Source organism: Rhizobium favelukesii (genome assembly GCF_000577275.2).
GTDB lineage: Bacteria > Pseudomonadota > Alphaproteobacteria > Rhizobiales > Rhizobiaceae > Rhizobium > Rhizobium favelukesii.
In genome coordinates this window covers 398750-410050 of record NZ_HG916852.1, presented here as the reverse complement: position 1 = coordinate 410050, position 11301 = coordinate 398750, and the positions used below count along the sequence as shown (strand labels likewise).

10 protein-coding genes and 1 pseudogene are annotated in these 11301 nt (G+C 62.5%); 7 read left to right on the top strand and 4 right to left on the bottom strand.

All coding sequences use genetic code 11. The features are described from left to right. Nucleotides 1–46: 46 nt before the first annotated feature. Both LPU83_RS40330 and LPU83_RS40325 read left to right on the top strand, forming a co-directional pair. The gene (locus LPU83_RS40330; protein ID WP_024314477.1) at nt 47–811 is read left to right on the top strand and encodes an SDR family oxidoreductase; all 765 of its coding nucleotides are present in this window, start codon (nt 47–49) and stop codon (nt 809–811) included. Nucleotides 812–944: 133 nt separating this feature from the next. Further along, nucleotides 945–1694 carry an SDR family oxidoreductase gene (locus LPU83_RS40325; protein ID WP_024314476.1) on the top strand — a complete coding sequence of 250 codons (750 nt, stop codon included), beginning with the start codon at nt 945–947 and terminating at the stop codon, nt 1692–1694. 68 nt (nt 1695–1762) lie between these two features. On the opposite strand, the gene LPU83_RS40320 is transcribed toward LPU83_RS40325, so the two are convergent. Continuing rightward, nucleotides 1763–2620, bottom strand: a complete 858-nt coding sequence (locus LPU83_RS40320; protein ID WP_024314475.1) for an NmrA family NAD(P)-binding protein — start codon at nt 2618–2620, stop codon at nt 1763–1765. Between the two features lie 130 nt (nt 2621–2750). Here LPU83_RS40320 and LPU83_RS40315 point away from each other — a divergent pair, with 130 nt between their 5' ends. Then, nucleotides 2751–3647 (top strand): LysR family transcriptional regulator, encoded by an 897-nt coding sequence (locus LPU83_RS40315; RefSeq protein ID WP_024314474.1) that lies wholly within the window; start codon nt 2751–2753, stop codon nt 3645–3647. A gap of 33 nt (nt 3648–3680) precedes the next feature. Here LPU83_RS40315 and LPU83_RS40310 read toward each other — a convergent pair whose 3' ends face one another. Together LPU83_RS40310 and LPU83_RS40305 are read right to left on the bottom strand one after the other, a co-directional pair. Then, complete coding sequence (locus tag LPU83_RS40310) at nt 3681–5054, bottom strand: PepSY-associated TM helix domain-containing protein (protein WP_024314473.1); 1374 nt, start codon at nt 5052–5054, stop codon at nt 3681–3683. A gap of 63 nt (nt 5055–5117) precedes the next feature. Next, nucleotides 5118–5525: a DUF2946 family protein gene (locus LPU83_RS40305; RefSeq protein WP_024314472.1), complete on the bottom strand. Its 408-nt coding sequence runs from the start codon at nt 5523–5525 to the stop codon at nt 5118–5120. Nucleotides 5526–5649: 124 nt separating this feature from the next. On the opposite strand from LPU83_RS40305, the gene coaBC reads away from it, so the two are divergent. Beyond that, entirely contained in the window at nt 5650–6858 is a 1209-nt protein-coding gene (gene coaBC, locus LPU83_RS40300) for a bifunctional phosphopantothenoylcysteine decarboxylase/phosphopantothenate--cysteine ligase CoaBC (RefSeq protein WP_024314471.1), read from the top strand. Here the strand turns inward: coaBC and LPU83_RS40295 are convergent. After that, the gene (locus LPU83_RS40295; protein ID WP_024314470.1) at nt 6848–7657 is read right to left on the bottom strand and encodes a class II glutamine amidotransferase; all 810 of its coding nucleotides are present in this window, start codon (nt 7655–7657) and stop codon (nt 6848–6850) included. The genes coaBC and LPU83_RS40295 overlap by 11 nt on opposite strands. A gap of 263 nt (nt 7658–7920) precedes the next feature. On the opposite strand from LPU83_RS40295, the gene LPU83_RS40290 reads away from it, so the two are divergent. The 3 genes and pseudogenes from LPU83_RS40290 (at nt 7921) to LPU83_RS40280 (ending at nt 11248) form a co-directional block, all read left to right on the top strand. Beyond that, nucleotides 7921–8832, top strand: coding sequence for a pirin family protein (locus LPU83_RS40290; RefSeq protein ID WP_024314469.1), 912 nt, complete (start codon nt 7921–7923; stop codon nt 8830–8832). Between the two features lie 448 nt (nt 8833–9280). Next, nucleotides 9281–9959, top strand: a pseudogene (locus tag LPU83_RS40285) (FadR/GntR family transcriptional regulator). Beyond that, nucleotides 9956–11248 carry a CynX/NimT family MFS transporter gene (locus LPU83_RS40280; RefSeq protein WP_024314468.1) on the top strand — a complete coding sequence of 431 codons (1293 nt, stop codon included), beginning with the start codon at nt 9956–9958 and terminating at the stop codon, nt 11246–11248. The pseudogene LPU83_RS40285 and the gene LPU83_RS40280 overlap by 4 nt, the downstream one beginning before the upstream one ends. Nucleotides 11249–11301 lie beyond the last annotated feature (53 nt).

The window sequence follows — 11301 nt, the reverse complement described above, 5'->3', positions numbered from 1 at the left end:
GAACGGGGCGGCAAACGCCACCCCAACCAACACTGGGGATGGAACAATGAACCGCTTGAATGGAAAAGTCGCCATCGTCACCGGCGCAAGCTCAGGCATCGGCCGCGCAACGGCAAAGCTCTTCGCTGCCGAAGGCGCAAAGGTGGTGGTCGGCGCCCGCCGCCAGGCCGAACTCGAAAGCCTGGTCGAAGAGATCAAGGCAGCTGGCGGGCAGGCCACTGCCGTTGCCGGCGATGTCCGCTCGGAAGACTACCACAAGGCGCTGGTCGCAACCGCCGTCGATCGCTACGGCAAGCTCGACGTTGCCTTCAACAATGCCGGCACGCTTGGCGAGGCTGGCCCGAGCACCGGTGTTTCCGAAGCCGGTTTTGCCGAAGCACTGACGATCAACCTGACGGCCTCGTTCCTTGCCGCCAAGCACCAGATCGGCCAGATGGAAAAGAATGGCGGCGGCTCGGTGATCTTCACCTCGACCTTCGTCGGCTACAGCTTCGCCTTCCCGGGTGTTGCCGCCTATGCCGCCAGCAAGTCCGGCCTCATCGGCCTGACCCAGGCGCTCGCCGCCGAATTCGGCCAGCAGAACGTCCGCGTCAACGCGGTCCTGCCGGGCGCCGTCGATACCGACATGTATCGTGAGATGAACGATACCTCGGACAAGCAGAGCTTCATCACCAACCTGCATGCGCTGAAGCGCGTTGCAGCCCCGAATGAGCTTGCCCGCTCGGTGCTCTACCTCGCATCCGACGACTCAAGCTTCGTCACCGGCACCGCCTCGCTCGTCGATGGCGGTGCTTCGATCACCCGCACCTGACGTCGAAGATCATTCGGCTCTGACCAAAGTAGCTTTCCGGAAAAGAGCCGCTTATCGCAGCCGACTTTTCATCGCACTCTCCAAGACATCAAAGGGCGCTGGCCCAACCCGCGATCACAAGGACACCACGACAATGGCACGCCTACAGAACAAGACAGCCCTCATCACTGGCGGCACCAGCGGCATCGGCCTCGAGACCGCCCGTCAATTCATCGCCGAAGGCGCTCGTGTGGCCATCACCGGCAGCAGCGCCAAGAGCGTCGAGGCAGCCCGCGCCGAGTTCGGCGACAAGGTGCTGGTCATCCAGGCGGATGCCGGCAATGCCGTCGGCCAGAAGGCTGTCGCGAACGCAATCAAGGACGCCTTCGGCCATCTCGACATTCTTTTCGTCAATGCCGGCGTGGCCGAATTCGGCCCGCTCGAGCAGTGGAGCGAGGAAGCCTTCGACAAGTCGATCGCGATCAACGTCAAGGGTCCGTTCTTCCTCATTCAAGCGCTGCTCCCGGTCTTTTCGAAGCAGGCTTCGATCGTGCTCAACACTTCGATCAACGCCCGTATCGGCATGCCGAATTCGAGTGTCTACGCCCTTACCAAGGGTGCGCTGCTGACGCTGGCAAAGACGCTTTCGGGAGAACTCATCGGCCGCGGCATTCGCGTCAACGCCGTTAGCCCCGGCCCGATCGCAACCCCGCTTTACGACAAGCTTGGCATGTCGGAAGCCGATTCCAAGGCGATGGCCGCACAGATCCAGTCGCAGATCCCGGTCGGCCGGTTCGGCGATGCCGGCGAAGTTGCCAAGACCATCATCTTCCTCGCCTCCGATGAGGCTGCCTATATCGTCGGCAGCGAGCTCGTCATCGATGGCGGAATGAGCAACCTCTGAGGACCGAGACCCACCGGACGATGCATGAGAAAGGCCGCGGATCCTCTCCTCCGCGGCCTTTCGCTTGTTCATCGGCCAGCGTCAACGAGGCGGCGGATGGCCATCTCCAGCGTCGTCGTGCCCTTCGCCGGCTCGCCCTCGAACCGGATCCAGCCTTCGTTGAAGCCATCGATCATGCGCATGCGCGGGATGGGGTTCTTCATGCCCTGTCCGATGAAGAGCTGCTGCCAGGTGTCGCGGGCGACCGGCTCCATGCGGACGGGTTTGCCGAGGACGGACGAGAAGACGGCGGCGATATCGTTCGGGGTGACGCGCTTTGGCCCCATCAGCTCGATGACCTGCTTGCCCGCCCACTCCTGCAGCAGCAGTTCCGCCGCCTTGGCGCCGACATCGCAGACCGAAACCATCGGATATGGATGATCAAGCGGCTGAAGGAAACTCGGGACGACGCCGGTCTCCCGCGCTGTCGCGATATCCGAGGCCGCATTCTCCATGAACCACCCGGCACGCAGAAAGGCGATCGGCATTGGCAGAGCGGATAGTTCTTGTTCGACGAGACCGACCTGGCTCAAGAGGTTGGGCTCGGTGGCTTGCGCGCCGATGGTGGAGAGGCAGACGACCTTGGCAGGACGAGAGCTGAGAAGCGCGGCCTTCAGGGCCGCAATGACAGCGCGCACCTCCGCAAAGCCGGGCGTCGGATCGAAGGTCGGCGGGATGAGCAGGAAGACGCCGTCGGCGCCGGCAAAAGCCTTGGCGAGCGTATCGGCGTCGGTCATCTCGGCCAGTGCCAATCCCGCGCCTTTATCCTTCCATTCCGCGGCTTTCTCCGCGTTACGCGCGACGGCGCGTACCGGCAACCCGGCCGCCAGGACATGCGCGGCTACGACGCCTCCGACCTGCCCTGTTACTCCGGTGATCACAAACATGGCTAAACTCCTTTGATGTCTTCACCGCCAGTTGGCCGGTGGTCTGTTTGCGCTGATCATGTCCTTTGACGGTCTTTGACTGAAGCGCGTTTCTGTCACATGATTGGTGACTCAAAATCACGGACGGGCGATGTTTGACGGACGACTATTGAACGGCGTGAGCGTACTCGCCGCCGTAATCGAGAGTGGCAGCTTCGCACGGGCGGCCGAGGCCATGGGCCTGTCCCCATCGGGCGTCAGCCGCGCCGTTGCCCGGCTTGAGGGACGGATCGGCTTGCGGCTGCTCGACCGAACGACACGCACGATGCGGCTGACGGACGACGGCGCGCGCTTCTACGAACAGGTGGCTCCGCTTTTAAGCGGTATCGAAGAGGCCGCGCAGACGGCTGCTGGTGCCCGACAGGCGGTGCGCGGCCGACTGCGCGTCAATGTCGACCCATATTTCTCACGTCTCGTACTTGGTCCGCGGCTAGGCGCCTTCCTCGATCGTTACCCGGATATCCAGATCGAGATCATCACCCGCAATGAAATCGGAGATCTTGTCGCTGACGGCGTTGACGTCGCGGTGCGCTTCGGTGAGCCCGCACAGAGGTCGCTGATCTCGCGCCTTTTGATGCAGACGCGCGTGATCACGATCGCCGCTCCCGCCTATATCGAGCGTTACGGTCGGCCGCAGCGCCCTCAGGATTTGAGCGAGCATACCTGTATCCAGTTCCAGGACCCGTCAACCGGTAGGCCTTTCGGATGGGAGCTTCGGCGTGGTGACGAAACCGTCTCGATCGAGACCCGCAGCCGCATTCTGGTGAACGATGCCGGCACGACCTTGGCGACCTGCCTTGCCGGGATCGGCATCGCCCAGGTCTTTTCGCTCGGGATGACGGGCTATCTGAACAATGGACAGCTCGTGAACCTCTTTCCCGACTGGTTAGACGAGACATTCCCGCTCTATGTCTTCTATCCCTCGCGCCGGCATGTGCCTGCCAAGGTCAGAGCCTTCATCGACTTCTGCATCGAGATCATCGGATAGAGCAGAGACGCCCGGGCGAGCGCCTCTGCCGGCTCATACCGAACGCTGCTTCCTGGTTCTGAGATAGACCCAATCCACCGCCAGCATGACGATCAACGACAGGCCGACCAGCGGGAAAACGATCCCGCCGACGGCAAGGATCGCGATCAGGCCGGCGAACACGCGCTTGTCTACAGGCATCGGCGGAACGCCGAGCGATCCCGCCGGGCGTCGCTTCCACCACATGACGGCGGCCGAAACCGCAAGCAGGATGACCGCCAAGCAGGCGGCGAGCAGCACCAGCTGGTTCGCGAGCCCGAATTGCTGGCCGAGATGGGTGTTAATGCCCCACTCAAGCGATTTCCCCAGCGGACCGTAGTCGGCATAACTCATATCGATCAGCGGCTTCCCGGAGTATTGGTCGAGATGCACGACCCGCTGCTGCGAGAGATCGTCGGGATAGACCGAGCCGGAGAACACACCATCCGCCGTGGTTGGTGTGTTGACGGCATAGCCTCGATGCAGGCCAAGACGGTCGAAGGTGGCGACGGCATCATCGAGACCAATCGTCTGTGAACGATGCGCGTTCCCAGCGGCAGACTGTGGCACCTGCGCCTGTTCCAGCGACCAGGAGGTCTTGGCGACATGATCGAGATGTTCGCCGGACATCGGCACGGCAACCCGCACACCTGCGGGATAGCCGAAGTTGTTGCCGTTCGCCCATTCGTTGACCTTGCCACCCCAGACACCGGACCAGGGCATTCCGGTGATGGCCAGGAAGATGATGAAGAAGCCGACAGAGATCCCGGTTACAGCATGCAGGTCCCGCCAGAACACCCGCCGCTTTGGCGTACCGCGAACGGAAAGAACGCCGCCGGTCTGCCGGCGCGGCCACCAGAGATAGATGCCGGTGGCGACGATGAGGATGGACCAGCCGGCGGCGACCTCGATCAGCATGCGCGCGTAGTTGCCGAAGTATTTGAGGCTGTGAAGGTAGCGGATAGTCCACGTGACCGTGCCCCGATCCGGCAGCGCGCCCAGCACCTGCGCCGTGTAAGGATTGACGTAGACCACAAGTTTGCCTTCCTTCTCCGTGCCGACCGTGATTTCAGCAGTGGCATCCGGCGTGGCCGGGTCGGTGAACTTGATCGGCGTTCCCGGGTGGGCGGCAAGGGCGGCGGCCACGATTGCCGAAGGCGCAGCCCGGCTTGCGCCTTGCTGCACCTCGACGCGCTTGAGATCGGAATGGATCACCGCATCGATCTCATCCTTGAAGAGGTAGAGGCCACCAGTGATTGCCAGCGTGATCATGAAAGGCAGGACGAGAAGGCCTGCGTAGAAATGCCAGCGCCAGACGGCGCGGTAGAGGTCGGAGGCGGAGCGCACCGAAGCGCCGACGCTCTCGCGACCGATGGTAAGATCGGACATGAATGTCTCCCAACGTAAGAAATCGGGCCTCTGCGCAATACGCGCGAAGGCGGAACGAGGACGTCAGGCAGTGACGGGAGGTGCACGGGGTTCGGCGATCCGCCCGCGTAAGGCAGGCAAAAAGACAGCATCGGTTCGGATCGTTGTGTCGATCGCAGTCTCGACTGCGACGTAAAGCGGTCCCGCCTGCCCAAGAAGAATTGCCGGCGTGGAAGCCGATGCCAAACGGCAGAGCGCGCCGCACGGGCACTCCGGCGCTTTCTTGGCCGGCAAATTGCCATGTCCGGCGTCATCGACGGAACCGTGTCCGCTCGAAGAGCAAATGATCTCGAAGGGATCGACGGCGGATGCCGCCATGGCGCCCTGCGCAGTGCCAGTCAGCAGCCCTTGCATCAGCAGCAGACAGGCAACCAGCAGCGCGACAGCGCTGGCCGACACCTGATCCCGCAAGATGATACGCATGGTCCCCATGCTTCGCTCCATGCCACAGCAGCACGGCGTTGTCACTGCGACCGATCGGCCGGCGCTGCCGATTGCTTATTATTCCCCAAAGGCTTAGGGTTTCTTGCAATCAGATATTCGATGGACGAACGCCATGGTTCTCAGCGGCAAACGCATCCTCCTCATCATTTCAGGCGGGATCGCTGCCTATAAAAGCCTGGATCTGATCCGACGGCTCAGGGAGCGAGGCGCATCGGTGCGCCCGCTGATGACCAAGGGTGCGCAGGAATTCGTAACGCCGCTTGCCGTCGGGGCGGTCGCCGCCGACCATGTGTTCACCGATCTTTTCTCGCGTCAGGACGAGCAGGATGTCGGCCATATCCGGCTGGCGCGCGATTGCGACCTCGTCCTGATCGCGCCGGCGACCGCAGACCTGCTTGCCAAGATGGCGAACGGACTTGCCGACGACCTTGCCTTGACCGTGCTGCTTGCGACCGATCGGCAGGTGCTCGCAGCCCCTGCCATGAACCCGCATATGTGGGCGCATCCGGCAACGAGGCGCAACATCGAGACGCTGCGCGGCGACCGCATCCGTTTCATCGGACCGATGTCCGGCGAGATGGCCGAGAGCCGCGAAGCGGGCATCGGGCGGATGGCCGAACCGCTGGAGATCGTCGCGGCCGCGGAAGCCTTGCTCCATGATCGGCCGAAGCCGCTTACCGGCCGCAAGGCGATCGTCACCTCCGGGCCGACGCATGAGCCGATCGACCCGGTGCGCTACATCGCCAATCGCTCCTCCGGCCGCCAGGGACACGCGATTGCCGCGGCGCTTGCCGCGCTTGGGGCGGACGTGACACTCGTTTCCGGGCCGGTCTCCATTCCGGATCCTTTTGGCGTCAGGGTCATTCATGTCGAGCGGGCGGACCAGATGCGGGACGCCGTTCTTGCCGCGCTTCCCGCCGATGTCGCCGTGATGGTTGCGGCCGTCGCCGACTGGCGCGTGGCATCCGCTGCCGACCAGAAAATCAAGAAACATCCCGGCGAATCCATTCCGACGCTCGCACTGACGGAGAACCCCGATATTCTGAAGACGGTCGGCCATCATACGATGCGGCCGAAGCTGGTGATCGGCTTCGCGGCAGAGACGCAGGATGTGGAAAGCAACGCCAAGGCGAAGCTTGACCGCAAGGGTGCCGATATCATCGTCGCCAACGATGTTTCGCCGGCAACCGGCATCATGGGCGGCGTTCGCAACCGGGTGAGGATCGTCTCCCACAGCGGCATCGAGCAGTGGCCGGATCTAGCGAAGGAAGAGGTTGCGACGAGGCTCGCGGCGATGGTCGCCGAACGGCTCAAGCAGTGATTGCAACCGGGACGGTTTTTGCGGCTGCCTGCACCGGACGAAACGGCGCGATATCGAGGCCATTTTCGCCGAGCGTGATGGCGCTCCCGTCTGGGATCTCAGCCCAGGCATCGACGTCGTCGTTGAGCGGCTCGGACACCAGGCAGTAGCCCTTGCCAAGGGGTGATGCATAGAGCGTCGGCGCCTTGCGGTCGGTCGCATAACGGATCGCGTAGAGCGCCTTCCCATCCGAGAAGGCCGCCGTGTAGCGCAGCAGCACCGATCCGAGAAGCTTTTCGGCAAGGCTTTCGACAAAGCGGATCATCTCCGCCATCGCAGCCATTGGCGTCTGCTGCAGGCCGAACCGCAGGGCAAGCAGGAACATCAGTTCGGAATCGGTCGTCCCTCCCCGGGCGTTGAAGAGTTCGTCATCAAGCATGGCTTCCATGGGGCGGCGCAGGCGTTCGAAGCCTGAGATCTGACCGTTGTGCATGAAGGACCAGTTGCCGAAGGTGAAGGGATGACAGTTGTCGCGCCGGGTGCCGCCGCCCGTGGCCGCCCGCACATGCGCGAGAAACAACGGCGAGCGGATCTGCCGCGCCAAACTCTTGAGATTGCAGTCCGACCAAGCCGGCAAGGTGTCGCGATAGCGCCCCGGCTCCGGACGGTCGCCATACCAGGCGATGCCGAAGCCGTCACCGTTGGTCGGCGTCTTGGCGCGGGTGGCACAATGTGACTGCTCGATCAGTGAGTGTGCGGGCGAGGACACCAGCTCCTCCAGATAGAGGGGGTCTCCGCGATAGGCTGCCCAGCGACACATGCTCTTTCCACTCCGGAACCCGCGTTGTTGGAGGCGGGAGAATGCTGAAACGCGACGTTGATTGTCGAATCCGATGGTTAATAAGACCTGAACGGTTTTCTGGCTTGCAAGCGGAAGATGACAAATTTCTGACGGTCACGGCGATCAAATTGCGCAATGCGACATCTTCTTTTGTGAACAGTGCGTTCCCGCGGCGGCTGATTTCGCGGATGCGGGCTCGCCGGTTATAGTCCCGGGCAAGTCGAACCCCTCGAGAGGATGCCATGTCGATCCGTCCCGTAAAGCATATGAGCACCGCAACTCCGACCATGGAAGGCGCCGGCGTCAAGCTGCATCGTGTCTTCGGTTTCGGGGATCCGTCTATGACCGATCCGTTCCTGATGATGGACGATTTCCGCAACGACAATCCGGCCGAGTATATCCGCGGCTTTCCCTGGCATCCGCACCGCGGCATCGAGACGATCACCTACGTCCTCGCCGGCACGGTCGAGCACGGCGACAGCCTCGGCAATCAAGGTCTGCTCGGCGCCGGCGACATCCAGTGGATGACGGCCGGCAGTGGCATCATGCACCAGGAAATGCCGAAGGGCGATTTTGCCGGACGCATGCACGGCTTCCAGCTCTGGGCCAACCTGCCCTCGTCGCTGAAGATGACGGCGCCACGCTATCAGGACGTCAAATCCGCCGACATTCCCGTCGTGGTCGATGACGACGGTACGGCCGTTCGCGTGATCTGCGGCGATTTCTGGGGCAAAGCGGGCCCGGTCGACGGCGTGGCGGCCGAACCGATCTATCTCGATGTTTCGGTGCCGCCCGGGAAGAAGAAGCGCCTGCCCGTTAACACCTATCGCAACGCCTTTGCCTATATCTTCGCAGGCTCCGGCACGTTCCGCGACGCCTCCAAGCCGTTCGGCGTCCGTGTCGAGAAGGAAGTCAATGGCGAGGAGGTCAACATTCGCGACATGTCCGGTAACCGGACGCTCGTCGTCTTCGACAGCGGTGATGAAGTCAGCGTACAGGCCGGCGACGAAGGCATCCGCTTCCTGCTCGTTTCGGGCAAGCCGATCGAGGAGCCTGTCGCCTGGCATGGGCCGATCGTCATGAACTCCCGAGAGGAGATCATGCAGGCGATGCGAGAGCTGCAGAACGGCACCTTCATCAAGGCCGCACACTGAGCCGCTTAATCCACAGCTCCCTGCCGCAATGTTTGCGCACTGCGGCAGTGCATAGGGCATCGTTGTAAACATTGGCGTCTTGCCGGTGGCCGTGAAGTTAAACACCGCTTCCAAGGAAGATACGCAGCACCTGGGCTCTCGTTTTTTCTTGCATCTCCGGCGAATCATCCTACCTTTTACCCATCTTCAACAGAACGAAAGGAAGGTGATCCAATGTCTAATGAGATTTCGGACCTCGTAAAAGGCATGGAAGTGGTGATGAAAGCGAGGCAGCCCTCGCTCTAAGCCCACCTTCCTAGGATCGCTTTGACGGTCCGGCCAATTGCAGGCCAAAACTCATGGAAAGGGTCGCCTCAAGCGGCCCTTTTCATTTTTCATCACAGGATTGACGACGGCGACGATCTCGGAATATCCATAAAGTCATCTGATGACTTTATGAATATTGGCGATGCAACCACTTGCAAAAACGAAACTTGCGGACACGGCCATTGAGGCGATCCGCACCGAGATACTGGGAAAGCGATGGGCCGTTGGCGAGAAATTGCCAAACGAGACAACGCTGTCATCAATGCTCTGCGTCAGCCGAGGCACCATACGGGAAGCCGTCCGGGTGTTGGTGTCGCAAGGCCTCCTCGAAACTCGGCAGGGCTCGGGAACCTACGTGCTCTCGACCACCGACACACGGCTGCCGCTCACCATGGCGCGTCGCGCCGGTCTGCGCGATCTCTTCGAAGCTCGGTGCGCGCTCGATGTCGAAGCGGCGCGGCTTGCCTCGCTACGGCAAACCCCTGAGATCATTGCGGAGTTGCGGGCGCTTCTCGCCAAGCGGGGGCAATTTTGAAGGCGGCGACAGAAGCATCTTCGTCGAACGCGATCTTGCCTTCCACATGGCGATCATTGCCGCTTCCGCCAACCGCGCGATGATCGAAATCTATCAGTTCTTTTCCGCCTCCATTGCAGAGACGATCGCGGCGACATTGGACGACGAGATTCCCGAGCCGGACATGCGGGCGCATGCCGACATCATCGACGCGATCGCGACCGGCGATCCGCAACAGGCCGATGCGGCAGTCCGCCGCTTCATGGCCCCGATCATCAGCGCCCTCGACCGGATGCTCCTTTCATGACCACGCCCCTTCAGGATTCCGCACACGTCTACGACCTCGCGGACGAACAGCTCATCGATGCCGAAGCGGACAGTGTACCGCAGCCGCAGCCACCGGCGGGCAGCCGCGCCGCGGTACGCTTTCTCCTCGGGGTCAGCCTCGTCCTGATCGCCTTCAATTTGCGTCCTGTCTTCTCCAGCGCCTCGGCACTGCTGCCCGAAATCAAGACCGAACTCGGCATTTCGTCCCTCGGCGCCAGCCTGCTGACCACCCTGCCCGTCGTCTGCCTCGGCGCCTTTTCGCCGTTGGCGCCGCGGCTTGCCCAGCGGATCGGAGCGGAGCGGACGCTTCTGGCGGTCCTCGTCCTTTTGGCGCTCGGGACGGGCCTGCGCGGCCTTTCATCCGTTCCACTGCTCTTCGTCGGCACTGCGCTTGCGGGCGCCTGCATCGCGGTCGGGAACGTGCTGCTGCCTGGCTTGGTCAAGCGTGACTTTGCCGATCGAGCCGCGCTGATGACCGGTTTTTACACGATGGCGCTATGCGCCGGCGCAGCAAGCGCCGCGGGCTTCACGCTGCCGCTCGAGCGCATCCTCGGTGGCTCGCTCTCCGGCGCACTGGCCGCCTGGGGGCTACCTGCGGTGATTGTCGCCGTCATCTGGTTGCCGCAAGTGCTATCCACCACGAACCAAGTCAGGCGCCGTGGCTTTTCCGTCCAAGGCCTCTGGCGGGACCGCTTGGCATGGCAGGTTACGCTCTTCATGGGCCTACAATCGGCTCTGGCTTACTGCGTGTTCGGTTGGCTTGTTCCCATCCTGCGCGAGCGCGGCCTTGACGGCGTCACCGCCGGAGCGATCGTTTCGGTATCGGTGATGGTTCAGGCTGCGGCATGCCTTGTAGCTCCGCAGATCGCCGTAAGGGGCAAAGACCAGCGACTGGTCAATGTGTCGCTCTGCGTCGTCGCGGTCGTACCGTTATTCGGTCTGCTGTTTGCGCCACTCTCCACCGTCTGGGTCTGGGCCGTGTTGCAGGGCATCGGCCAGGGTGGCCTGATCGCTGTGGCTATGACGACGATCGTGCTGCGGTCGCGCGATCCGCACGTGGCGGCGCACCTTTCCGGCATGGCACAATGCGTGGGCTACCTTCTTGCCGCGATCGGCCCGCTCGTGGTCGGGCTCATTCGCGGCTGGACCGGCAGCTTTGCATGGTCGGCAGTGCTTTTCGTCGTGCTTGGCGCCGGCGCTGCGGTCAACGGCTGGAACGCCGGTCGGGCGCAATATGTGAATGCGCGGACGATCGTGACGGCGGACTGATGTCCGCCTCACCATCTGTTGATTTCTCCCACCACGAGGCGATGCTAGGCTGA

Excerpts from the sequence above, each read along its gene's own strand:
- coaBC (WP_024314471.1), top strand. The coding sequence starts at position 5,650 with ATGGTTCTCAGCGGCAAACGCATCCTCCTCATCATTTCAGGCGGGATC.
- LPU83_RS40280 (WP_024314468.1), top strand. The coding sequence starts at position 9,956 with ATGACCACGCCCCTTCAGGATTCCGCACACGTCTACGACCTCGCGGAC.
- LPU83_RS40330 (WP_024314477.1), top strand. The coding sequence starts at position 47 with ATGAACCGCTTGAATGGAAAAGTCGCCATCGTCACCGGCGCAAGCTCA.
- LPU83_RS40310 (WP_024314473.1), bottom strand. The coding sequence starts at position 5,054 with ATGTCCGATCTTACCATCGGTCGCGAGAGCGTCGGCGCTTCGGTGCGC.
- LPU83_RS40295 (WP_024314470.1), bottom strand. The coding sequence starts at position 7,657 with ATGTGTCGCTGGGCAGCCTATCGCGGAGACCCCCTCTATCTGGAGGAG.
- LPU83_RS40315 (WP_024314474.1), top strand. The coding sequence starts at position 2,751 with ATGTTTGACGGACGACTATTGAACGGCGTGAGCGTACTCGCCGCCGTA.
- LPU83_RS40290 (WP_024314469.1), top strand. The coding sequence starts at position 7,921 with ATGTCGATCCGTCCCGTAAAGCATATGAGCACCGCAACTCCGACCATG.
- LPU83_RS40320 (WP_024314475.1), bottom strand. The coding sequence starts at position 2,620 with ATGTTTGTGATCACCGGAGTAACAGGGCAGGTCGGAGGCGTCGTAGCC.
- LPU83_RS40325 (WP_024314476.1), top strand. The coding sequence starts at position 945 with ATGGCACGCCTACAGAACAAGACAGCCCTCATCACTGGCGGCACCAGC.
- LPU83_RS40305 (WP_024314472.1), bottom strand. The coding sequence starts at position 5,525 with ATGGGGACCATGCGTATCATCTTGCGGGATCAGGTGTCGGCCAGCGCT.